This window comes from Streptoverticillium olivoreticuli subsp. olivoreticuli (assembly GCF_003391135.1).
Taxonomy (GTDB): Bacteria; Actinomycetota; Actinomycetes; order Streptomycetales; family Streptomycetaceae; genus Streptomyces; species Streptomyces blastmyceticus.
This window is the reverse complement of sequence record NZ_CP031455.1, coordinates 3,645,532-3,667,092: the sequence shown is the minus strand read 5'-3', so window position 1 is coordinate 3,667,092 and position 21,561 is coordinate 3,645,532. Positions and strand designations below refer to the sequence as shown.

The window sequence follows — 21,561 nt, the reverse complement described above, 5'->3', positions numbered from 1 at the left end:
ATGGGAAGAGGCGCGTGGCTGGGCGGTTACTGGTGGGCCTCGCGGGCGGCGATGAGGTGATGGCCTCTACTGGAGAGCAGGTCGAAGCCGACGGCCATGCCGAGGTCCATGGGGTTGGTCCCGCGCTGGTGGGAGGCGACGAACCGGCCGCCGTCCGGCTGGAAGAGGACGCCGCGCAGGGACAGCCGCCCATCGCGCAGGGTGGTGCAGAATCCGGCCGCCGGTGCGTGTGCTCCGGTGCGCAGGACGCACCGCAGCATGCGTTCGGCGTCGATCTCCCGCCGGGTGCTGGTGTGATCGAGCCTCCCGACGACCGCGATGGTCTCCTCGTCGTCGTTGCGGCATTGCAGAGCGGTCGCGGCAGCCCCCAGGGGCGGGCACAGGCGCTCCACGGCAAGCCACTCGCTGGCCCGGTGCTCCTGGCCGAGCAGGTCCAGGGCGTGGGAAGCGACAACCAGGGCGTCGACCTCGCGGGCCTCCAGGGCCTTCAACCGCTGCTCGACGCTCCCCAGGACCGGCATCACCTTCAAATGCGGGTGGCTGCGGGCCAGGTACGCGGCGCGGCGTACCGAGGTCGTGCCGATGGTCGTGCCGGGGAGGAGACGGTCGAGGGGCAGCCCTCCGGGATGCACGAGCGCGTCCCGGACGTCGCCGCGCTGCGGGTAGGCGGCGACCACGATCCCCGGGCGGACCAGGGGAACGGCGGGCATGTCCTTCACGTGCCGCACCGTGACATCGCAGCAGCCGTCCAGGAGCGCCTGTTCGGCAGGGCTGGGGGACGCGCTCGTCCTGGGGGCGCGGGCAGGGCCGGGCATGGGGATGACGCTGACCGTGACGGACTCCCGCAGTTTCTCCAAGGCATCCCGGACGCACGCGGCCTTGACCAAGCCCAGGGGGCCATCGTGCACCCCGATACGAATGTGCTTGCGCTTATGCACGCGGAATCTCCAAACCTTCAAGACCGACAAAGCGTCGGAAAGTGGTGTGATGCGGGGCGGCTACGATGCGCCCAACCATGCGTTTGGCGCGAGGAGTTGATGGTCATGACCGTGGTCGTGGTCGGGTCCCGGGCGAGCCATCTGGCGCGCGCCCAGGTCGCGGAGTACCTGGCGCCGCTGCGCCGCCGCTTCCCCCACGTCGTCTTCCGGCACCGGGTGGTGATCGAGAGCGCCGATAAGGATCGGCGCACCGCCCTGGCCGAGGTTTCCCGCGCTGCCGGAGGAGCGGCGTTCGCAGGCGCGCAGGAGGCCGCCCTCCTGGCCAAGGAGGTGGACTTGGTGGTGCACTCGTTCAAGGACCTGCCCGCCACCCCCACCCCGGGCCTGGCGCTGCTGCCGCCGCCCGGCCGCGAGGACGCGCGCGACGCCCTGTGCGGCAGCACCCTCGACGGCCTCCCGAAGGGCGCCCGCGTGGGCACCAGCGCACCGCGCCGGATCGCCCAGCTCCTCGCGGCCCGCCCCGACCTGCGCATCGTCCCCATCCGCGGCAACGTCCCACCACGCCTGGCCAAGGCCAAAGGGCCGGGTGGTCTCGACGCCGTGGTCCTGGCCGCCGCCGGCCTGCACCGCCTCGGGCGCGCCGAGGAGATCAGCGAACTGCTGCCCGTGGAGCCGTTCACCCCGTCCCCCGCCCAGGGCGCGCTCGGCATCCAGGTCCGCGAGGACGACGCCATGCTCCGCGGCCTCCTAGCCGACGTCGGCGACCACGACGTCGACGCCCAGGTGCGCGCGGAGCGGGCCCTGCTCACCGCCCTGCGCTCCGGCTGCGACATGCCGGTCGGCGCGTACGCCCGTATCCGCAGCGACGGCAGCCTGTCCCTGACGGCTCGGGTCACCGCGCTGGACGGCGCCCGCGAGGTCGCCGTCACCGCCACAGGCCCGGCCGCCGACCCGGAGCCCCTGGGGCGCGCCGTTGCCGAAGACCTGCTGCGCCACGGGGCAGGGCCCTTGCTGGAGGCGGCCCGCGCGGTCACCGGATGACCGGCCGGGCGCTCAGGCGGACCTCGACCGGCAGATGATCCGATAGCTTCCGCGTCTGGTCCGTGTCGTGCACGACGGCTTCGGCAACGTGCCCGGTGAGGTGCTGATTGACCAGGATGAGGTCCGAGCGATGGTCAAGGAGTTCATCCGGCGACCAGTAGCCGGCGGTACGGTGCGGCTCCAGGCTGAGCAGATCGAACGGGTCGCGCCAGCCCGCTTCGCTCAGCAGCTGGATCGCGCGCCGGTCGGTCGCCCCGAACGTCCCGTGCGGAGTGAGGTGGCAGTGCCGCGAGCGCAGGTTCGCCGGGATCCGGCTCCAGTCCGGTTCCGGATCGTTCAACCCGATGGTGTTCAGATCCCCCAGCAGTGCCACGCGCTGCGCTGTGCCCTCGTAAGTATCGGCGTAGCCGGTCAGCCAGCGTGCCTCGGCGAGGCGCTCGTCGCCGCCGAGGAAGGACAGGTGTGTGATCAGCACGGTCAGCGCAGGCTGGTCCATGATGTACAGCCGGGCGCGGCCGAGCCCGTGATAGAACGCCCCGCGCACCGCGTCGGGCTCGTAGTCCCGCACGCCCACGGTGCCCCGCCGGTACAGCAGCGCCAGGTGGTTGCCTCGCCCCCGCTGGGAGAGCACCGGCGGCAGCGGCACCATGCGCAGGGCGTTCGCCACCTCCCACAGCCGCCACCAGCCGCCCGCCTCCCACCCCCGCAGCTCCTGCAAGGCGATCACGTCGGCGTCGAGCGTACGCAGGAACTCGATCTGGCCGATGCGGCGCTGCTCCGAGCCGTCCGCGTCGATGCCTCCGGTGAGTACGTTGAACGTGACGAGCCGGGCCGTATCGTCATCGAGCCGCGGCACGGCCTGCGGCCGGGCGCCGCACGCGTCCGTGAGCAGCCGGGCCTCCAGGCTGCTGTCCGTCATCCCTCCGCCCATCGTTCCTTCAGGGACGGCGGACGGCGCGGGCCGTAAATTCACAACGGCGGCATTCACGTCAATTCCCTTCGCGGGTGGGGCATACGGATTTGGGGCCGGGGTTCGAGCCGCGGCCGTCGGGTGAGGGAGAGCAGCCGCACGTCGCTCTCCGTGCCAGCCTCGGGCAGGTCGACGGCACGACGCCGCTCGGTCAACGCGGCCGGGTCGGCGACCGGATAGAGACTGACCGAGCCGTCGTCGTGCAGCACCCACTGGGTTCCGTGGGTCTGCGGCTTGCCCTCGTGCATCAACAGCCGGTCCCCGAGATGGGCCGCGTGCCGAGCCGGGGCATCACCGGCTTCGACGGCCTCGTTCAGAAGGTCCAGCGCGTCACGCTGGAACGGGGTGTGCCGGTCACACAGCAGCACGACCCACCACGCCGCCTCGGCGCCGATCTCACCCACCATGCGCACCCCGGGCCAGCCGTGGGCGTCGAAGACCTGCTTCAGCTCCCGCGTGCTGCGCTGCTCCCAGCGCAGCAGGTCCTGCATCTCGCCGTGCGTGGGCACGGGGCCGGTGAGCGTACGGGCGGCGAGCCCTTCGCTGTGGAGGCGGAACAGCAACGCCAGAGTGTCGAGGCGCGGGCAGGGCCACGGAGCGACGAGGCGGCCGTGGGCGGCACGGCTATCCATGGGCGGCCACCGCCGTCCGGCTCTTCCGGCGGGGCGTCGCCCTCAGGCGAAGCTGCTCCAAGCGGCGGCTCGCGCTGCTGGCCAGGCATGCCGCCCCCGCCAGACGCCCGCCGCGTGTGAAGGCCCAGCGCACCCGGTAGCCGTCCGGCAGCCGGCACGCAGGGACAGGCTCGCGGGACTGGGGGCGTTCGTGAGCGAGCCGGGCCAGCACACCGCCCTTCCACCAGGCCCGTGCACACACCGCCCGCATGGTCAGGTCGGCGGGCATTACATCCCGGTGGACGACGGCGTCCGGCACCGCCTGCACGAAGCGGCCTTCCGCCAGCAGCCGGGCGGCGAGTTCGGTGGCCCCGCACCGGCGGTGACCTCGGTCAGCACCAGGGCGCTCTTCGTCGAACTGGAGGGGGACCACACCGTTGCGGAACCCGAGATTGCAGCCGGATACCTGCCACGGCCGTTCCAGCTCGCAGGGCACCGTCGGCCAGGACGCCGAGCCGACCAGGTCGAGGAGGGCCTTCGCCAGCCGGGCACCCGGAGGGTCGGTGACAGTCACGGACACCTGGCCGCACACCAGGTCCGCACCCCCGTGTGTGAGCGCGGTGGCCATCGTGCGTACCCATCCCGGGGACGGCCGGGCGGCCGGGTCGGTGATCAGGACGACTGCCCCGGTGGCCACGCGGATGCCGGTGTTGCGGGCCCGGGAGAGCCCTGCATCCGGCTCGTGCATCACGTGCACCGGCAGCCGCGAGCCGGCGAGGCTCAACCGGTTCAGCACCAGCTCGTTGTGGGTGTCGACCGCGACCAGCTCGACCGGACCCCGGTAGTCCTGCTTCAGAAGGGCCATGAGCAGGCGCGGCAGGTGGGCGGCGTTGTCCCGCACCGTGACCACGACACTGACCAGCGCAGGCACGCTCTTCTCCCCAGTCATGGCTTGAGGGCAATGACGGCGTAGGCGGCGGAGGACACGCCACTGCCCGGGTCGGCCCTGAGACCGCGGCCCCAGCGCGCCGTCGGCTCCACGCCGTTCCTGGCCAGGCGCCAACCCACGCAGAACGCCTCCACCTCATCCCGGGAGCGCAGCCACATGGGCATCCCGGCCGCCCGGGCCGCCTCGGCGGCGGCCACGTGACGCGGGTGGAGATCACCGGTGGCGTGGACGATCGACAGGGCGCTGCCGCTGGCCAGCATGTCCTTGAGCTGGGCGACCAGGTCGTAGGGGTCCGGCATCAGGTGCAGGACGTGATGCAGCAGCACCGCGACCGGCCGGGTGAAGTCCAGCACCTCCCGGGCCTGGACCCCGGCCAGGGTGGCCGGCTGGGCCAGGTCCGCGAGCACGAACCCCGTGTGGGACGGCGGGGCGGCGCTCATGACGGCGCGGGCACGCGCGAGCGCCACCGGATCGGCATCCGCGTACACCACACGGGCCATGCCGTACCGGCCAACGACCGTGTGCACGTACGGGCGGAGCGGGTAGCCGCACCCGACGACGAGCACCTGCCGGATACGACGCTCGACGGCCAGGTAGGTCAGGGCCAGCTCACGATGCCGGTGGGTGAACCGCGCCGCCACCCGGGCCTGCGGATCCGCAGCCAGCACAACGGCGGCCATCTCCCGGTCGCTGGAAGAGTGGTCGTGCCCGCGCAGCAGGAAGTTGTGGACACGGGCCGGGCTCGCCCGCTCGACGTAGTCGCCTTCGAGAACCAGGCTCGGCGAAGGCGGCAGCTCCCACCGCCCCGCCACACTGGCGGGGGCGTCCTCGAGCGCGGGAGCGCCGGGCGGTGCGGCGGTCAGATGGTCAGTCACGGTGTGTTCTCCGGATCAGGCCGGGACAGGGGAAAGAAGCCGCGCCGGTGGTTCGGGCCCCGCCCCCGGCGGGCGGGACTTGGGTCTTCCGGGCGGTGGAGACGAGCGACGAAACGAGTTCGCCGCCCGGACGCGTGGACGTAGCGGAGCTAGCGCACGAGAAGAGGAAGCGCGCAGGCAGCGGGCGCCACGAGAAGCACGGCGGTGCGTTTTCGGAAGAGCCGTCCGGGTGCGGGGTCGCGCCGTCGGCGGTGCCGGGCCCGCGCGTGCCGCCTCGGCCGCACCGGCTGCATGGCCGGGATTGGTGCCGTGGGCGGCAGCGGAACGTGAAGGGTCTCCCGCGAGACCGGGGTCGGCGAGTCTGGCAGCTCCAGACGGTGCAATCCGTCCCACAGGCGTTCCAGCGTCTCGCGGTCCGTCGACCACTGCTGTTCCAGAAGGTTCCCGTGCCGGAGGCGCGCGACGCTGTCGTGGTCCGTCCCGGTCATCTCGGTACCGCCCCCGAGACGAAGCCCGAGGCCATGCGGATGCGGGCAGTGCCCTCGGCCCGCAGGAACGCCCGGGGGCCGGTGAACGCCAACCGGCCCGTCGCCCACCGGGCGTTGTCGACCAAGACGCCCTGGCCGTACCCGAGGGCGAGGACCTGCTGGTGCCGCTGCAAGGCGGTACGCAGCACGGGCAGGAACGGCTGGGTCGCCGCGCTCCAGCGCACCACCCCGTCCTGACGCAGCCGTAACACGTAGCGGCGGCGCCCGACGTCTTCGAAGACGGGGGCCGCGACGGTACGGCCGAAGGCAGCCGCCCGCTCGTACAGGAACGCGTGGGCCGTGTCGGGGCGGCGCCGGCATAAGTCGCCGAAGAGCACCTTCCCGTCGACCAGCACGGTCTCCCCGCCCTCGTGCGCTGGGTGGATGCAGGCCATGAGTACCAGCCGGGGCGGGAGGACAAGGTCGGCACGGCGCGTGTGCACATCGACTGCCGCGCGCGTCAGCTCGGTGTGCCCGACCAGGTGCGCGTGCTCGCCGGTGTCCCAGACCTCGTGCAGACCCAGCGGCCCCTCACCCGGGTACACGCCCCGGTGCATCACCCGGTCCGCGAACGTGGCCACGGCCTCCGGCGACGTGAGCCCGCGGACGGCCACCAGGCCCGTGTGCCGCATCCGGGCGGCGATCAGGTCAACGACCCGCGGCTGCCGAATGTCGACCTCGTACGGGGCGAACAGCCCGCCTAAGGAGGCGGCGTCGGTTGAAGTGGTCACCGGGCCACCCCGCTGGGCCAGGGGAGGACAGCCCACGTGCCTCTGCCTCCGTCGGGCAAACGGCGCCAGGACCAGCTCTCTGCCACGGCCTCGACGATCGTCATGCCCCGGCCGGAGACGGCGTTGTCGTCCGTTGTGTGCTGCACGGTGGGCTCGGACGACGGGTTCCCGCCGTCCTCGACCTCGATGAGGAGGGAGCCGCCGCCCTCGGCCGCGGTCAGTGCGAGTTCGTCACAGGGAGCGTGCCGGAGCGCGTTGGTGAGAAGTTCGCTGGCCACGAGTTCGGCGTCGGGGATGTACTCCTCGCTCTCGGCCCACCAGGTGATGAGCGTGTCGCGGAGTATGCGGAGGGCCTTCCCGACGGCGCGCTCGTCCGGCGGCACGGCGAAGGCCGCTTGGTGCCGGACCGGAAGGTGCGGGCGCCCGCCGGCGGGGGAAACGGTTTTGGTGGTCTGTCTGCTTTCGCAATGCCTCACGCCGGGTGACACGCCTGACGACGCCACTGGTAGCTCCCTGGTCTCGCGTTTCCGGACGGACAACCCCCGCAACGGGCGGGTATCGAGCCTGGCGATGGTGGTCAGCTGTCTCCACCCCCGTTCCTCCCTCGGCTTCTGCCGGAATTCCGGGGGCCACCCTCGGATTTCCCTCGGAACTCCCTCGGGGCCGCTAAAACCCATATGGACAGGGCACGTTGAGGGGTGAGCCGCCCTACCGTCCAAGGGGCGAGGCCACCGGATACGGGATGAAGGGGTGTCATGTGCACCTTGTTCAGGCGCCTGCTCGAAGAGCAGGAGGGAATCACGGACCACCGTGCGTTCCTGCCGCGCTTCAAAGCGGCTGCCTGCGACCTGGCCGACCTGGAACAGGACCCGGGGCTGAAGGCCCTGGAGCCCGCGCTGAGCACGTTCGAGGCATGGTTCTACAACGGCCGGTTCCCGCAGTCGGCCGCCCGCCGGGTGATCAGCCACTGGCTCGGCTACAGCATCCAGCAGCTGTGGAACCCGGCCCCGGACGGGCCCTTGCCCGCCCCGGACCCCCGGTTCGGTACGGCCCCCACCACCAGCCGCCCGGATACCGGTGCGGTGCTGCACGAGATGAGAAGGACAGCAGAGATGGCCGCAAAGCGCGCGAGGGACTTCGCCATGGGAGCGGAGCGAGGCAACATCGGCCCGGAAACCCTCGGACTCCTCCGGGACCGGGTCGAGAACATCGTCATCCAGTACCCGCGGGTGCCCTTGCCGACGATCTGGGACGAGATCGCGGAAGCCCAGGACGACTGCTTCCGCCTCATCGAAAGCGGCCGGGCACGCCCATCGCAGACCCGCGAACTGCACGTGCTGGCAACGCTCCTGGCGTTCCACATGGCCAAGGGCTGCCACGACATGGGCGACCCGAAGAACGCCATGATCCAGGCCCGCGCCGCAGGCGTGTGCGCCCAGCAGGCAGAACACCCCGGCCTGGTCGCCCTGACGTTCGGCCTGAAGTCCCTGATCACCTACTGGTCCGGCAAGGGCACCGAAGCCCTGCACTACGCACGCCAGGGGACGGCCGAATGCCCCGGCCTGCGGGGGACGGCCGCCGTGTGGCTGGCCGGCCTGGAAGCTAGGGCCGCCGCCCTCCTGGGAGATGAAGAGGCCACCCGATCCGCGACCCGGCGCGCGCGGGAACTCCGAGAACAGGTGCAGTACGACGACCTCGACCGCCTCGGCGGACTGCTCACCTTCCCCGAGAGCAAACACCTCTACTACACGGTGGAGTCCGAGGTCCTGCTCGGCAACGGCAACACCCGAATAGCAGCCCTCGCCCAGGAAGCCGTCCAGGCGTTCAGCAACTCCGCAGCCCCCGACTGGGCCTTCGGCGACCTGGCCGGCGCCCAGTGCAACCTCGCCCTCACCCGCCTGTACAGCGGCGAACTCGACGGAGCCGCCGAAGCCATCCGGCCCGTCCTCGACCTCGGACCCGCACACCGCAACCGCGGCATCATCGTCTCCGCCGACCGCGTCGGCGCAGCCCTGCTCCGCGGCCCCGCACGCGACGCGGCAACAGCCCGGGACCTGCGCGCCGAGATCGAGGCATACAGCCCCGGCCGACCCGCCCTGCCGCGCTGAACCGGGCCGGTAGAGTCCGATGGCATGTACCCGGTCAGCCGACGCACCCAGCGCCTGGAGCTCCGCGAGCTCACCATCGACGACGTGGACGCGGTCTTCGCGATCTACGGCAGCCCCGAGGCCACCGAGCACCTGTCCTTCACGCCGCGCTCCCGCCAGGACGTCGGGCACATCGTCGCCCGCTCGATCGCCTCGGCCACAGCCGCACCACGCGCCGAATACTGCCTCGCCGTCGTCGAACGCGACAGCAACGACCTGATCGGGTACGGCCGACTGGCCACCGACCCCCACCAACAGCAAGCAGCCACCATCGGATTCGCCCTGCGCCCGGACGCCTGGGGCGTCGGCTACGGTGCCGAGACCATCCAGCTCCTGCTCGCCCTGGCATTCGAGGGCCTGGACCTCCACCGCGTCTGGGGCGCACGCTCGCCGCTGAACGACGCCTCGGCACGCGCCATGCTGAAGACGGGCATGACCGAGGAGGGACGCATCCGCGGACACGTCCTCAAGGCCGGTCAATGGCGCGACTCCGTCGTCCACGCCATCCTGGCCGACGAATGGGCAGGCTAGGACAGCCACGAGGCTCTGTAGACGAATCCACCACGGAGACCTCGCGCGCTCCGCGAAGGACAATCGGGTGCCTGCCCGCATGAGGGAGAGCCGCTGTTCGACCGTGGGCATGCCGGGGCTCATGATTCGGACTCCAGTGCCGGTGCGGGTCCGTGCCCGCGCTGACGGCCCGGGGAGCCCCCCGAGCTGGGGCGCCTGCGGCAGGGCATGCCGGGGGTCTCTTTACGGGCCAGCAGCAGGCGGACTCCGCTCGCCGCGATGCGATTACTCCGTGCTGCGGCTATGGCCTTGGGGCCGAGATGAGAGGCGGAGGGCAGCACGACTCCGTAGGTGCCGGGCACTTCCAACGCGTCCATCAGCCCGGTGAAAGCTGCCGAGTCGACCTCGGCGATGCGTTCGGTGAACAGCCCGGACAGGGTCAGCTCGTGCCGGTGGCAGTACTCGGCCAGCGACTGCTCCAAGGCCGCTCCGCGGGCAGCGGGGACGTTGACCAGCCGCAGGAAGCCGTAGACGACCGGTCCACTGACACGACGGTGCTCGGTAAGGGGCTCCATGAAGGGTGACCGTCCAAACGATCCGGGGGACGAAACAGGAAGTCCGCCCCGGGCAATGAGGGGCTGTGACCTGCGTGTTGAAGCGTCCTCCCCGGCGGGCGGCGACGAAATGACGCGGTGTTGCACTTGCGTTGCACTTCCGTCCCCCCGCATGCGTGTGCCGTGCTTGCATGAGCTCTCGGAAGGGAGCGACGCGTGGCGACCGTGCACCACTGGACCGGCCTGGAGGCCCGGGCTCTGCGGCTTGCCCTGCGGATGAGCGTGCGCGCGTTCGCCGAGCACCTCGGTGTCGCCGTGAGGACCGTCTCCAAATGGGAGAAGCACCTGGCCGCGACGGAGCCCCGTCCTGACACTCAGGCGATCTTGGACACCGCCCTGGCCCGCGCGGACGCGGCGGTGCACCTGCGGTTCGAGACGTTCCTCTCCGAGGCCGGCGGGCCGCCCGCGACCACCCGCCGCGTCATTTCGGCAGGACCCAGAGCCTGGGAGTACGAATCGTGGACCGACGACCTGGACCGGGTCGTCGTCGCCCTAAGCCGCCAGCACTTCGCGTTCGCCGACAACCTGCTGGGCCGGTGGCTGAACCGCTTCCGGCCACCCGAGCTGGACGACAAGGGGCTGTATCTCCTCGCCCGCTCTACCGCCCTCCTCGGTGACCTCAAACGCGACCAGGGAGCGGTCGTCGGGCCACTCTCGGCCCAGCTCGCCTACGCCGGAGCCCGCTCGGTCTTCACCCAGCTCGACATTCCCCGCCGCGTCGCCCAGCTCGACCTGTCTCTGGCCGTCGTGGCGGAGATGTCCGGCCGTCTGGATACCGCCGCCCGCCACTACGAACACCTGGCCGTCGACGACCGGCTCGCCCGCCGCGACCGTGCACGTGCCCGCCTGTGGGTGGGGACCGCGCTGAGCAAGGAAGGCGAACACGACTATGCGGCCCGCGTCATGCTCGCCGCGACCCGCGACTTCGAAGACCTCGGCGAGCCCGACGACTGGTCCGTCGCCCACCAGAAACTCGCCCTCGCCCACCGGGGCGCCGGCGACCTGAACAAGGCCCTGCACTTCATCGGCATCGCGCGCAGCACCGGAGGCACCGACTCTCCGATGCAGCGGGTGCGCCTGGACACCGCCCATGGACACATCCTGCTGTCCGACCCCGCCACCCGGGATGATGGCCTGACGGCCCTCGATCAGGCCGCCAAGCTGGCCGCGCAATACGGCTTGAGCCACCAGCTGGCCAGCATCGAGAGCATCCGGAAGACCGCAGGGGTGATCAGCCCCGGCGGCGGTGACCAGGGAGAGAGACGCCAGTGACGACGGACATCCAGCGGGGCATCACCGACGACCAGCGCCAGCGGGCCAAGCTGATCTGGGACTACCACCAGATGGGCCACCAGCTCCGGCCGGCGGACGCCGCGATCGGCCTCGGGAGCCACGACCTGGGCGTCCCCGTCTTCTGCGCCGAGCTGTACCGGGCCGGGCTCTTCCCGGCCCTCGTCTTCTCCGGCGGCCCCAACCCCACTCACCCGGGCCGTTTCCCCCGCGGGGAGGCCGTGCACTTCCGCGAGCACGCGCTCGTCCTCGGTGTCCCCGACGAAGCGGTCCTGCTGGAACCGAACGCGCGTAACACCGGCCAGAACATCACCTTCTCCCGCGACGTCCTGGCCGCCGCCGGGATCCCCGTGAAGACCGTGCTGCTGGTCTCCATGCCCTACATGGAGCGCCGCGCCTTCGCCACCGCCCGCAAGGTCTGGCCCGAGGTGGAGGTGATCTGTGCCTCGGCGCCACTGGAGTTCGACGACTACCTGAAAACGATCGGCGACGAGAAGCTCGTCGTCGACCAGCTCGTCGGCGACCTGCAGCGGGTGATCGAGTACCCGAGGCTCGGCTTCGCCATCGAGCAGAACGTCCCGGAGGACGTACATGCCGCCTACCAATCCCTCCTCGAAGACGGCTTCGACAGCCGCCTGCTTACCTCTTGAACCGCCGCCGGGCGGGCTGTGCGCCATCCACCAGCCCAACTTCTTCCCCCGGCTGACCACGCTGGCCAAGCTGTTCGCGGCGGACTGCTGGATCGTCCTCGACGACGTCCAGTTCACCCGCCGCGACTACCAGCACCGAACCCGCCTCGCCGCCCTGGACAACCCGGCCGACCGCTGGTGGCTGTCCATCCCCACCCATCTCCCCCTCGGCCGCCGGACCCTGATCCGAGACGCGGTGATGGCCGAGCCCGCACAGTCCCAGCGGCGGACCACCCGCGTACTCCGGCAGCACTTCGGGACCAGCCCCTACTGGCACGCCTTCGAGCAGGCCCTGGCCCCCGTCCTCGACGCCTTCACCACCAGCGACCGCACCGCACCGGTCGCCGAAACGTCCACCCGGGCCCTGCTGGACCTCCTCGGCTGGCAGGGCCGCATCCTCCGCAGCAGCAGCCTCCCGGCCCGGCCGGAACGCTCGCAACGCCTCGCCGACCTGGCCGCCGCCGTCGGAGCCCGGACGTATCTGTGCGGACCCGGCGGCATGCAATACCTCAACGCGACCCCATTCACTGCCGCCGGCATCGCCGTCACCCCGTTCAACCTCTCCGAGGCCGACGCGTGGGAGACCGCCCGCGACATCAGCAGCATCTGGACCCTGATGCGCATCGGCCCCCAACACCTTGCCAACGCCCTGCAAACCACCAGCGCAGCAGAGCCCGGGCCGAAAACCATGGCTTGGCTGAATACACGGCGTGATGTGAGCACAGGGAGCGCGACGGCGCTTCCTGACCAGGGCCGATGCGCTGACGACTGCCGCCCGGCCGGGCGTGATGTCGCCCCCCGGCCGTTGTGAGCAAACACCTCCTGCAAACGCCTGATCCGGCACTACCGTACTTCCATCACTGCTCCGACCTGCACAAGGAGGCGCTGCGCATGGGTACGCACGGTGATGGCAAGGGCGGTGAGGAAGGCGACAAGAACCAGTCCAACAAGGAGAAGGACGGCCAGTGGAACAAGCCGGTGACCGACCCTCCGAAAAAGAAGAAGTGAGGCGACGTGAGCTCACCGGAACGACTCCTGGAGATCCTGACCAACAAGGGCGCGATTCTCCCGGAGTGGAAGGACGCCGTGGCCTCGGTCGACCGCAAGCTCTTCGTCCCCGACGCCATTGAGGTCGACGACCGGCCTCTCACACGCGGCGAACGACCTGAGCGATGGCTGACCGTGGTCTACGGCGACCTGCCGCTCGTCACCCAGGTCAACGACGGCAAGGACCTGGGTGACGACGCGTACAGGCTGCCGACGTCATCGTCCTCCATGCCCTCGCTCATGCTGGAGATGCTTCAGCTCCTGGACGTACGCGAGGGCCACCGCACCATGGACGCCGGAGCCGGCACGGGCTACAACCTCGCCTGGCTGGCACACCGGCTCGGCTCCGACAACGTTTTCGGCATCGACGTCGACCCCCTGATTGTTGATCAGGCCGTCAAGAACCTGGAATCGGCCGGGTACAGCCCGCATGTTGTGTGCGGCGATGCCGAGAAGGGATACCCCGCTGGCGCACCGTACGACCGGTGGCTCGCGACGTTCACCGTCCCCCAGATCCCCTACGCCTGGGTCGCGCAGACCCCGGCTGGCCGGATCGTCGCACCGTGGGGTGGCAGCTACCACTCGTACTCGTTCGCCGTCCTCGACACCCAGGACGGCGTCGTCCAAGGCAAGTTCTCCGGCTACCCGGCCTTCATGCGCTCGCGTACCGACCGTCCTCCCCGCGGGTACCTGAGCGACTTCCTCCACCACGAGGACGAAGCCAGCCGCAGCAAGACCGACCTCTCGCCCAGGGACCTGGAAGCCGAGTACGAAGCGAAGTTCTTCATCGGCCTCGGCCTCCGTGATGCGTGGTCTCTGCTGGCCGAGGCCGACGACGGCAGCGATGAAGCCACCTTGTGGGTGCTTGCTGATGACCGGAAGTCCTGGGCGTCGGTGGACTACGTCCCCGGGCACGACACCTTCACCGTCGAGCAGTACGGCCCGCGCCAGTTGTGGGACGAAGTCGAGGTCGGCTACCGCAAGTGGGAGGCCCTGGGGCGTCCCGAGCGCGACCGTGCCGGGCTCACGGTGACCCGCGAAGGACAGCACGTGTGGCTGGACCGCGAGGACAACGTCATCGTCACGATCCCCGCGGCCGTCCGGGCTCAGCCCTGAAAGTCCTTGCCGAAGGTGACGACCGCTGAATTCGCCGTGAAGAGGGGCGCGTCGTTGCTACGGTCCGGCTCATGACGCTGTCCGTGCCGCGCGCCGTCGATCTCCGTAATGAGCCGGTGGACGAGGTCCTGGACCGGGTTGAGCGGTCGTTGCAGGTGCGCCTCGACCGGCGGACGATCGTGCGTAAACGCCGGTCTGTCGGGGCCCGGACGGACCGTGACACGTGGGTGCGGATCGAGCGGCGCGGGTTCGACCGGATCGGCGCCCAAGGGGGGAACGGCCCGGAGGCCGCCGCAATCCTGCACGGCGTGGCTATGCCGCGCTGGTTCGCAGGCTTCGCCTGGCGCGAGCAGGACGAGCCAGTGATGTGGCGGGCCGACGAGTTCGAATTGGCCACGGCTGCCCCTGTCGGGAAGGCCGCGCTCGTGGTCGACCCCGGGCTGCCGGACGGGTGGTGGGCGGCTCTGAACGCCTCCCTGGACGCCCTCGCCGGCCAGCGGACACCGCGCATCGCCACTCCGGACACGGAGACCGCGACCCAGCACCTGGTCACCACCACCCTCCGGGAGACCTTCCCCGAGCTTTCGGACACGAGCGTGGACGAGTGGGCGACGGCGCACGCGGATCTGACGTGGGCGAACGTGACGGGGCCGGAGTTCTGCCTGATCGACTGGGAAGACTGGGGCACGGCGCCCCGCGGGCTCGACGCGGCGACGCTGTGGGGGAACTCCCTCGCCGTCCCGGCCTTGGCCGAGCGCGTGTGGAAGGAACGCCGCCGCGACCTGGAGAGCCGAACGGGACGGCTGATGGCGCTGTTCTTCTGCGCGAAGGTCGTCGGGCCGCACGCTCACCCGCAGGACCCACGGCTGGAGCCCGCGCGGCGGGAAGCCGCTCGGTTGGTCGCCGAGTTCAATGCCTGCTGACGCCGTGACTGTACAAGGCGCACGGCGCCGCTGAGAGCCTGCCGACTCGGCGAGGGCGGTAGGCCAATGGCTTGATCACCTGTGGGGCCTCTGATCGGTCAGGTAACGTGCAGTCACCCGCTCCAGGCGGGCGTCGCGCGCAAGACGGAGGGGGTTGCGGCATGGAGAGCTTCTTTTCCCCGCAGAGGACTTGGCCGGATGGCCCGTACCTGCACTTCCTGATCACCTTCGACGATCCGGGCTACCAGGCGTACATCGACGCCTACCGTGACCTGTTCGCCTCCTACGGCGACCAGCTCGGTGCCGTGCCGGCCGAGTGGCTGCACTCGACCGTGCAGGGCATCCACCACACCCTGACCCGGGAGCAGGCCGAGCAGGCGGTGGAAGCCGTCCGCTACGAACTTGCGGAGAACGCCGGGCCGATGACCTTCCAGATGGGCCCAGTGTGGCCGGGACCGGGCGCGGTCACGGTCGCGATGTACCCGGAGGAGCAGCTCGCCCGCCTCAACGCTGTGGTGCGCACCGCCCTGTCGAAGGTCGACGGCATCCGGCTGCGGGAGTCGACCACGAGCTTCTGGCCTCACAGCACGGCCGCCTACTACAAGTCGCCCGAGGTTCACGACGCCGAGTTCAACCGGGCCGTCCGCGCGATACGGCCCGACAGGGTCGAGGCCACCGTCGAGCGCGTCGACGCGGTGTACCTGCACCAGGACGTGGGGCGCGGCTACTACACCTGGGACCACCTGGCATCCCTGCCCGTGTGCGCAGCGCCGATGCTCCAGGTCGGCGAGCGCCTGGACGAACTGCGCCGCCAAGCGGCCCGGGAGGGCAACGAGCCGTGGCGCGACGCGTGGGCACGCGCCTGCGCCATCGTCACGCCCGCCCTCGGGCACGAAGAGATCAGCCTACGGAGCACGTACTACTCGGGCGCGCAGTACGTGGACGGTGCCGGGGCCCTCGCCGTCGCCTTCTACCTGCTCGCGCGCGAACGCGGCACAGCCGTCTCTGCCGTCACCCGACAGGACGTCGACGAACTGGCAGGTCACTACCTGCACGGCACGCCACGGCTCGGCGAGCGGTGGACCCAGCGGCTGGAGACCCTGGGGCACCGGATGGACGACGCCGACGACCCGGTCATGGTGCGCTGGCGCGCGCTCTCCTACGACCACCCGGAGCCCGACCCGGACAACCCCGACGCCAGCACATACCGCGTCGGGCACGCTGGCGAAACGGGCCTCCGCTCGCTGCTGTCGTCGGCCAACAGTGAGCGCGTACGCTTCGAGCCCTGAGAGCCGACCGAACCTTCGATGAATTGGGGGGCCATGAGCACCGAGGGACCGAACGCCCGGAACACGATCGTTGCGCTGACCGAGTCGAGCAAGCTGGGGCTCCTCGGCCTGCCCATCCGGCCGCTCGCGGACTCCACTTGGGGTGACGTCGAGGAGGGGGAGACCGGGAGCGAGGGGGCGAGCCGCCGGGAGACGACGGCCCGGGAGCGCCGACTCCTTCCCCTGCCGACCGGAGCGGAGCAGCGGCTTCGCGAGCTGGAGGCGACCGCCGTGCGCCCGGGGCTGCTGTGGCCCCACGCGCCGCGTCGGCACGACGCGTTTACGCACGCGCTCGCGCACCGCTGAGAGGCGTACAGCTAGAGGGCCCGGGCCTTCTCGACGGCGTCGATCTGAGAGGTCGGGCCGTCGAGGTCATCGGAACCGACGACGGCGGCAGGGTGCCCGGCTTCGGGGTGGTCCGGGGAGCGGTCGTCCACGACGTACACCCGAATCCGCAGCTTGGGGTTCCCGTACCCGTCGACCACATCGGCGCTCCCCGAGTCGTCATGGTCAGCGATCCAGTTCCTCAGCACGGAGCGGCCGTACGCCGTGACGGAGAGGTCGTCACCGTCTTCTGCCTCCTCGGCCGTCTCGCAGCACTGCCACTCCGGGGCCTCCGGGCGATCCGTTTCGTCGATCTCGAAGTAGTAGCGCACAGTCGATCCTTTCAACGGGATGAACAACACGCCGACCGTACCGGTCAACGCTTCGGCCACACAGCCGTGTTGACCGTCCGAGCCCCGGTCAGCCGACGGACGCGAGCACATTCGCCACGAGCATGCACACCCCGGCGACGCCCGTGGCGACGCAGGCCGCCTGAAGGCGCCGGAACTTGACCTTGGCCAAACGCGATAAGACCCCGACCTGATCCGAACGGACATCCTCGCGCACGGCCTCCCGAGGCCCAGTGCAGGAATGACGTGCCGTCGTCGTTGAGCCGGGGCAGGACGGCGAGCACGATGAACACGATCGACGCCGTGAGGAACCCGGCGGCCACGCCCGCTGTGACCCTCGCGGCGGTCGGGCCGTCGGATAAGGCGCTGCGGGCCAGCGCGGCCAAGGCCGTGTCCGCGCCGAACAGTAGAGCGGCCTTCCCGTCGGTCTTGGCGGAAGCGCGCGAGTTCGTAGATTCTGAGGTGCTCTTCGGCAAGAACTGGCGCGCTGGTCGGGCATATCGCGAGGTACCTGTGCGGGTTCACCGCCTGGAACATATGTTCAGCACCGTGGTCGGCCGCCTGTCGGCGCTCACGTAATCGCCCCGTCAGGGTGTGATCCGCTCACGTAATTGACCCGCTTGCTGCTCGTCGTGACCCAGTAGCGCGCTCGTGATGTTCGTCGAGGTTATGGCGAGCGTTCGGGTGCAGTTGTGAAGATCGTTCCTCTCTCTCGTTCAAGATCCTTTCCCGGCGGCCCTGGCAGCCGGGAGATGGCGGATGGCGAGGAGGACGTTCTACGTGATCGATATAACCGAGATCCTGGTGCACTGGTATGCCGGGCGGTCTCAGCACGATGTCGCGGGTTCGCTGGGTGTGGCCCGCGGGACGATCCGCCGGTACGTGGAGCCGGCGATCGCGGCCGGGTTCGTGCCCGGCGGGCCGCCGGTGTCCGAGGCGGAGTGGGCCGCGTTGGTCAAGGAGTGGTTCCCGCATCTGACGGATACCCGGTTGCGGCAGGTGACCTGGCCGGAGTTCGACAAGCACCGCGAGTACATCGCCGAGCAGTTGCGGGCCGGGGTGACCAAGGCGACGATCCATCAGCGGCTGCGCGATGAGCGCGGGGTGCCCGGATCGGTGGCCTCCCTCAAGCGGTACATCGCGGCGAACCTGGCCGAGGACGCGGTGCGGGCGAAGGTCACGGTGCTTCGGGCAGATCCGGAGCCGGGGCTGGAGGCGCAGATCGACTACGGGCTGCTGGGTTCCTGGACCGATCCGCGCACCGGACGCTCGCAGCGGATCTGGGCGTTCGTGATGGTGCTGTCGCACTCCCGGCACATGTTCGTCCGCCCCGTGGTCAGCATGGACCAGGCGTCCTGGACGGCCAGTCACGTCGAGGCGTTCGCGTTCTTCGGCGGCGCTCCGGCGCGTCTGGTGCCGGACAACCTGAAGACCGGGGTGGACAAGCCCGACCTCTACGACCCGAAGCTGAACCGGTCCTATGCCGAACTCGCGGTGCACTACGGCGCGTTGGTGGATCCGGCGCGCGCCTTGAAACCCAAGGACAAGCCCCGGGTGGAGCGCCAAATGCCTTACATACGTGATTCGTGGTGGAAAGGCCGGGAGTTCACGTCTTTGGTCGAGATGCAGGCGTCGGCGTTGCACTGGTGCCGCGAGGTCGCGGGCCGGCGCAAGCACCGCGGTCTGGACGGCCGTACTCCGGCCGAGGTGTTCGACCAGGCCGAGGCCGGGACGCTGACCCCGCTGCCGGCCGCACCGTTCATCCTGGCGGAGTGGTCACGGGCCAAGGTCGCCCCGGACGTGCACGTGAAGTGCGGCAAGGTGCTCTACAGCGTTCCGTGGAAGCTGATCGGGAGTCACGTCGACATCCGCGCCACGGCGACGATGGTCCAGATCTTCCACCACGGTGAGCTGGTGAAGACCCACGTCCGCCAGGACAAGGGCCGGGCCACGGACATCGCGGACTACCCGCCGGAGAAGATCGCCTTCCACGCCAAGACCCCGGCCTGGTGCCGCCGGCAAGCCGAGCAGACCGGGCCCGCGACCACCGCGGTCATCGCCGAACTGCTGGACGGCCCGGCCCTGCACCGGCTGCGTTAGGCCCAGGCGATCTTGAATCTGGCCGGCAAGCACACCGACGCCCGGCTGGAAGCGGCCTGTCGCAAGGCCGCCGCAGCCGGCGACCCGTCGTATCGCACCATCCGCAACATCCTGGCCGCGGGGCTGGAGGACACCGGGCACGACCGGCCCACCGGCGACGCCGGCGCCCCGGCGTTCTTGCACGGCCCCGAGCAACTGTTCGCCGACGTCATCCCGTTCCCCGCGAACGCCGCGGCGACGACCGGCACGACGAGCGCGACACCCGCCGCTCGTCATACCGATGCTGCCGACGGCGAGCCGGGCGCCGCCTCGTGACCGGCACCGACACGGTCGTGCTGCCTCGCAAGGACGCGATCGCGCTGGCCCAACTGCTGCGGACCCTCGAGACCGTCCTGGACATCGACGACGTGTCCGTCGCGGACGCCCTGGACGCGCACTTCGGTTTCGACGGCGCCGTCGACGCGCTGTTCGCCACCGCCGGCCTGCACGCCGACACCCTCCACTACCTGCTCACCCACCCCGCCGGACACCCCCAGAAGGCTGAGACCACACGATGACGATCCTGCGGCCCGCACTGGCCGACAGCCTCCGGGCCCTGAAACTGTCCGGGATGCTGGAAACCCTCGATGCCCGCCTCGCCCAGGCCCAAGGCGGCAACCTGGGCTACCTGGAGTTCCTGCAGATCCTCTGCGACGACGAGATCACCCGCCGGGAACAAGTCGCCATGGTCCGCCGCCTGCGCCGAGCCCGCTTCGAGGCCGAGACCACTCTTGAGGGCTTCGACTTCTCCGCCAGCCCCAAACTCCCGGCCGCACAGATCCGCGACCTCGCGGCACTGCGCTGGCTGCAAGCCGGAGAGTCGATCATTGTCTACGGAGCCGTCGGCGTCGGGAAGACACACGTCGCCCAGGCCATGGGACACCTCGCGATCCGCGCAGGAGCCGAGGTCCGCTTCCACAAGACCAGCCGCATCCTGGCCGACCTGGGCGGCGGCCACGCCGACCACACCTTCGACAAACGCCTCGCCGCGCACATCAAGCCCGACCTGCTGATCCTCGACGACTTCGCGATGCGCGAGTTCACCGCGACCCAGGCCGACGACCTCTACGAGCTGATCTCCCAGCGAGTCGCCGAAGGCCGCTCGATCGCGATCACCGCCAACCGCGCACCACAAGACTGGTATCCGCTGTTCCCGAACCCGGTCGTCGCCGAGTCACTCCTGGACAGACTGATCAACACCAGCCATCAGGTCTTCATGAACGGCCCCTCCTACAGGCCGAACAAGCGCCCCAAGAACCCGAAGTAGACCCGATCACCACACCCGGGGCCGGGTCAATTACGTGAGCCGCCCCCGGGTCAATCGCGTGAGCGCCCACACGCCCTTGCCAGGTGGCATTGCACTACGGTGTCGGCGCGGATTGGCTGATGGCCGCACGCGTCCGCCCAAGCGACGGCACATTTTGGATGGTTGACGAGTGGCAGGCTGGGTTACGACGGTAGGCACCACTGTCGCGGCGTTCTTGGTTCTGCAGCTGACGGTGGCGCCGCGCCTGGAAGCCCGAAACACACGGATCAAGGCTGCGCATGCTGCTCGGCATGAGTTCTCCGACAGGATCCTGACCATCCTCGCGGCGTCGGGGCGCCTGCGAAACATGACAGTTCTGGACGAGGTCAGCGAGCCGGTCCGGGGGCGCCTGGAAGCGGAGCGGGAACGATGGTGCAAGCAGATCGACGATGCCACCATGCACTTGATCGACAACGCGGAGACGTTTGTGCTCGGCTATCCCAACCGTCTCGGATTGCACCAGCTCCTCAACGCATACGTGGTCGCCGCGCGTGGTGCCTGGCTATCCGACAGTCCTGATGATGACAGGGTCCGCGTCGTCCAGGAGCTCACGGAGGCGGTCCAAGGGGTCTTCTTCGCCAACTTGTTGTGGCGTGTTCGCTATTTGACGCGCGATCTCCGGCGTCTGCAGGAACTGCTATCTCAAGGCAGCACTCCCGAGTAGGGGTGCCCATGGCCATGAGCCCTGGGAGGACCAGCCGGGATACGGCCGAAAAGGTAAGCAGGCGGGCCCGTGGCGGACTCCGCCGCGCCAGTATCCAAGCCCAGAGGCCGCGTCGGCGAACCGCGCGGCCCGCCCGAGACCTCACTTCCGGCGCCGGCCACACCAGAACGTGATCTTGTCGGCGATCCTCAGCAGCACCGGGGCCAGTTGCCGGATCGCGTCCAGCCGGTCTCGTCGCGTCACGGCGAGTACAAGTGTCACCACGGTGCAGCACACCACGATGACTGCGGCCAGCGCGACAAGCACCAGGACGATTGCGTACCAGCCCGCCCCGGCGGCTCCCAGTGCCATCAGAAGAACCACGACCACTCCTCGCTTCACGCCCGCAGCGGGCCCTGTGCGAGTAAGGTGCTTTCTCTGCTACGGAGGTCGCTGAGTGAATAATGAGGCCCGGCTTCGAAAGGCGCTGGCA

General features: G+C 70.1%; 24 protein-coding genes and 1 pseudogene. 15 read left to right on the top strand and 10 right to left on the bottom strand.

All coding sequences use genetic code 11. The features are described from left to right. Positions 1-26: 26 nt before the first annotated feature. Positions 27-908 (bottom strand): hydroxymethylbilane synthase, encoded by an 882-nt coding sequence (locus DXZ73_RS15875; protein WP_240351741.1) that lies wholly within the window; start codon positions 906-908, stop codon positions 27-29. A 135-nt stretch (positions 909-1,043) separates the two neighbouring features. Between DXZ73_RS15875 and hemC the strand changes: the two genes are divergently transcribed. Continuing rightward, positions 1,044-1,979 carry a hydroxymethylbilane synthase gene (gene hemC, locus DXZ73_RS15870; RefSeq protein WP_116215644.1) on the top strand — a complete coding sequence of 312 codons (936 nt, stop codon included), beginning with the start codon at positions 1,044-1,046 and terminating at the stop codon, positions 1,977-1,979. Here hemC and DXZ73_RS15865 read toward each other — a convergent pair. The 6 genes from DXZ73_RS15865 to DXZ73_RS38150 form a co-directional block, all read right to left on the bottom strand. Continuing rightward, positions 1,969-2,898, bottom strand: coding sequence for an endonuclease/exonuclease/phosphatase family protein (locus tag DXZ73_RS15865; protein WP_116211651.1), 930 nt, complete (start codon positions 2,896-2,898; stop codon positions 1,969-1,971). The two genes, hemC and DXZ73_RS15865, sit on opposite strands and share 11 nt — an antisense overlap. Positions 2,899-2,963: 65 nt before the next feature. Beyond that, positions 2,964-3,581 (bottom strand): DUF6624 domain-containing protein, encoded by a 618-nt coding sequence (locus tag DXZ73_RS15860; protein ID WP_116211650.1) that lies wholly within the window; start codon positions 3,579-3,581, stop codon positions 2,964-2,966. Beyond that, positions 3,574-4,509 (bottom strand): glycosyltransferase family 2 protein, encoded by a 936-nt coding sequence (locus DXZ73_RS15855; RefSeq protein ID WP_116211649.1) that lies wholly within the window; start codon positions 4,507-4,509, stop codon positions 3,574-3,576. Before DXZ73_RS15855 ends, DXZ73_RS15860 begins: the two co-directional genes overlap by 8 nt. Next, complete coding sequence (locus tag DXZ73_RS15850; RefSeq protein WP_116211648.1) at positions 4,506-5,384, bottom strand: SAM-dependent methyltransferase; 879 nt, start codon at positions 5,382-5,384, stop codon at positions 4,506-4,508. Before DXZ73_RS15850 ends, DXZ73_RS15855 begins: the two co-directional genes overlap by 4 nt. 484 nt (positions 5,385-5,868) lie before the next feature. Next, complete coding sequence (locus DXZ73_RS15845) at positions 5,869-6,642, bottom strand: TauD/TfdA family dioxygenase (protein ID WP_162890210.1); 774 nt, start codon at positions 6,640-6,642, stop codon at positions 5,869-5,871. Continuing rightward, the gene (locus DXZ73_RS38150) at positions 6,639-7,025 is read right to left on the bottom strand and encodes an ATP-binding protein (protein ID WP_162890209.1); all 387 of its coding nucleotides are present in this window, start codon (positions 7,023-7,025) and stop codon (positions 6,639-6,641) included. The genes DXZ73_RS15845 and DXZ73_RS38150 overlap by 4 nt, the downstream gene beginning before the upstream one ends. Before the next feature lie 372 nt (positions 7,026-7,397). On the opposite strand from DXZ73_RS38150, the gene DXZ73_RS15835 reads away from it, so the two are divergent. Together DXZ73_RS15835 and DXZ73_RS15830 are read left to right on the top strand one after the other, a co-directional pair. Further along, the gene (locus DXZ73_RS15835; protein WP_240351364.1) at positions 7,398-8,750 is read left to right on the top strand and encodes a hypothetical protein; all 1,353 of its coding nucleotides are present in this window, start codon (positions 7,398-7,400) and stop codon (positions 8,748-8,750) included. 24 nt (positions 8,751-8,774) lie between these two features. Next, positions 8,775-9,320, top strand: coding sequence for a GNAT family N-acetyltransferase (locus DXZ73_RS15830; RefSeq protein WP_116211645.1), 546 nt, complete (start codon positions 8,775-8,777; stop codon positions 9,318-9,320). A gap of 119 nt (positions 9,321-9,439) precedes the next feature. Here DXZ73_RS15830 and DXZ73_RS15825 read toward each other — a convergent pair whose 3' ends face one another. After that, positions 9,440-9,874 carry a hypothetical protein gene (locus tag DXZ73_RS15825; RefSeq protein WP_116211644.1) on the bottom strand — a complete coding sequence of 145 codons (435 nt, stop codon included), beginning with the start codon at positions 9,872-9,874 and terminating at the stop codon, positions 9,440-9,442. A gap of 195 nt (positions 9,875-10,069) precedes the next feature. Between DXZ73_RS15825 and DXZ73_RS15820 the strand changes: the two genes are divergently transcribed. The 7 genes from DXZ73_RS15820 (at position 10,070) to DXZ73_RS15790 (ending at position 16,612) form a co-directional block, all read left to right on the top strand. Further along, on the top strand, positions 10,070-11,185 hold the full coding sequence (locus DXZ73_RS15820) for a helix-turn-helix domain-containing protein (RefSeq protein WP_116211643.1): 1,116 nt from the start codon (positions 10,070-10,072) through the stop codon (positions 11,183-11,185). Further along, positions 11,182-11,853, top strand: coding sequence for a YdcF family protein (locus DXZ73_RS15815; RefSeq protein WP_240351363.1), 672 nt, complete (start codon positions 11,182-11,184; stop codon positions 11,851-11,853). Before DXZ73_RS15820 ends, DXZ73_RS15815 begins: the two co-directional genes overlap by 4 nt. Further along, positions 11,795-12,703, top strand: a complete 909-nt coding sequence (locus tag DXZ73_RS15810; RefSeq protein WP_116211642.1) for a WbqC family protein — start codon at positions 11,795-11,797, stop codon at positions 12,701-12,703. Before DXZ73_RS15815 ends, DXZ73_RS15810 begins: the two co-directional genes overlap by 59 nt. A gap of 203 nt (positions 12,704-12,906) precedes the next feature. Continuing rightward, positions 12,907-14,055 (top strand): methyltransferase domain-containing protein, encoded by a 1,149-nt coding sequence (locus DXZ73_RS15805; RefSeq protein WP_116211641.1) that lies wholly within the window; start codon positions 12,907-12,909, stop codon positions 14,053-14,055. A gap of 71 nt (positions 14,056-14,126) precedes the next feature. Then, a complete protein-coding gene (locus DXZ73_RS15800) occupies positions 14,127-14,978 on the top strand; it encodes a hypothetical protein (RefSeq protein WP_116211640.1) in 852 nt (283 codons plus the stop codon). Between the two features lie 161 nt (positions 14,979-15,139). Next, a complete protein-coding gene (locus DXZ73_RS15795; protein WP_116211639.1) occupies positions 15,140-16,267 on the top strand; it encodes a 2'-5' RNA ligase family protein in 1,128 nt (375 codons plus the stop codon). Positions 16,268-16,300: 33 nt separating this feature from the next. Beyond that, complete coding sequence (locus tag DXZ73_RS15790; RefSeq protein ID WP_116211638.1) at positions 16,301-16,612, top strand: hypothetical protein; 312 nt, start codon at positions 16,301-16,303, stop codon at positions 16,610-16,612. 11 nt (positions 16,613-16,623) lie between these two features. Here the strand turns inward: DXZ73_RS15790 and DXZ73_RS15785 are convergent, their stop codons facing one another. Then, positions 16,624-16,962 carry a hypothetical protein gene (locus DXZ73_RS15785; protein ID WP_116211637.1) on the bottom strand — a complete coding sequence of 113 codons (339 nt, stop codon included), beginning with the start codon at positions 16,960-16,962 and terminating at the stop codon, positions 16,624-16,626. A gap of 303 nt (positions 16,963-17,265) precedes the next feature. Here DXZ73_RS15785 and DXZ73_RS15780 point away from each other — a divergent pair, with 303 nt between their 5' ends. The 5 genes and pseudogenes from DXZ73_RS15780 (at position 17,266) to DXZ73_RS15760 (ending at position 21,089) form a co-directional block, all read left to right on the top strand. Next, entirely contained in the window at positions 17,266-17,559 is a 294-nt protein-coding gene (locus DXZ73_RS15780; RefSeq protein WP_162890208.1) for a hypothetical protein, read from the top strand. A 201-nt stretch (positions 17,560-17,760) separates the two neighbouring features. Then, positions 17,761-19,395 (top strand): annotated as a pseudogene (gene istA / locus DXZ73_RS15775) (IS21 family transposase). Next, positions 19,392-19,637, top strand: a complete 246-nt coding sequence (locus DXZ73_RS15770; protein WP_116211635.1) for a hypothetical protein — start codon at positions 19,392-19,394, stop codon at positions 19,635-19,637. The pseudogene istA and the gene DXZ73_RS15770 overlap by 4 nt, the downstream one beginning before the upstream one ends. Continuing rightward, a complete protein-coding gene (gene istB, locus DXZ73_RS15765) occupies positions 19,634-20,386 on the top strand; it encodes an IS21-like element helper ATPase IstB (RefSeq protein ID WP_116211634.1) in 753 nt (250 codons plus the stop codon). The genes DXZ73_RS15770 and istB overlap by 4 nt, the downstream gene beginning before the upstream one ends. A gap of 169 nt (positions 20,387-20,555) precedes the next feature. Beyond that, the gene (locus DXZ73_RS15760; protein WP_116211633.1) at positions 20,556-21,089 is read left to right on the top strand and encodes a hypothetical protein; all 534 of its coding nucleotides are present in this window, start codon (positions 20,556-20,558) and stop codon (positions 21,087-21,089) included. Between the two features lie 141 nt (positions 21,090-21,230). On the opposite strand, the gene DXZ73_RS15755 is transcribed toward DXZ73_RS15760, so the two are convergent. After that, a complete protein-coding gene (locus DXZ73_RS15755; RefSeq protein ID WP_162890207.1) occupies positions 21,231-21,452 on the bottom strand; it encodes a hypothetical protein in 222 nt (73 codons plus the stop codon). Positions 21,453-21,561 lie beyond the last annotated feature (109 nt).

Excerpts from the sequence above, each read along its gene's own strand:
- hemC (WP_116215644.1), top strand. The coding sequence starts at position 1,044 with ATGACCGTGGTCGTGGTCGGGTCCCGGGCGAGCCATCTGGCGCGCGCC.
- DXZ73_RS15865 (WP_116211651.1), bottom strand. The coding sequence starts at position 2,898 with ATGACGGACAGCAGCCTGGAGGCCCGGCTGCTCACGGACGCGTGCGGC.
- DXZ73_RS15860 (WP_116211650.1), bottom strand. The coding sequence starts at position 3,581 with ATGGATAGCCGTGCCGCCCACGGCCGCCTCGTCGCTCCGTGGCCCTGC.
- DXZ73_RS15855 (WP_116211649.1), bottom strand. The coding sequence starts at position 4,509 with ATGACTGGGGAGAAGAGCGTGCCTGCGCTGGTCAGTGTCGTGGTCACG.
- DXZ73_RS15835 (WP_240351364.1), top strand. The coding sequence starts at position 7,398 with ATGTGCACCTTGTTCAGGCGCCTGCTCGAAGAGCAGGAGGGAATCACG.
- DXZ73_RS15830 (WP_116211645.1), top strand. The coding sequence starts at position 8,775 with ATGTACCCGGTCAGCCGACGCACCCAGCGCCTGGAGCTCCGCGAGCTC.
- DXZ73_RS15825 (WP_116211644.1), bottom strand. The coding sequence starts at position 9,874 with ATGGAGCCCCTTACCGAGCACCGTCGTGTCAGTGGACCGGTCGTCTAC.
- DXZ73_RS15810 (WP_116211642.1), top strand. The coding sequence starts at position 11,795 with ATGCCGCCTACCAATCCCTCCTCGAAGACGGCTTCGACAGCCGCCTGC.
- DXZ73_RS15800 (WP_116211640.1), top strand. The coding sequence starts at position 14,127 with ATGACGCTGTCCGTGCCGCGCGCCGTCGATCTCCGTAATGAGCCGGTG.
- DXZ73_RS15795 (WP_116211639.1), top strand. The coding sequence starts at position 15,140 with ATGGAGAGCTTCTTTTCCCCGCAGAGGACTTGGCCGGATGGCCCGTAC.
- DXZ73_RS15790 (WP_116211638.1), top strand. The coding sequence starts at position 16,301 with ATGAGCACCGAGGGACCGAACGCCCGGAACACGATCGTTGCGCTGACC.
- DXZ73_RS15780 (WP_162890208.1), top strand. The coding sequence starts at position 17,266 with ATGAACACGATCGACGCCGTGAGGAACCCGGCGGCCACGCCCGCTGTG.
- istB (WP_116211634.1), top strand. The coding sequence starts at position 19,634 with ATGACGATCCTGCGGCCCGCACTGGCCGACAGCCTCCGGGCCCTGAAA.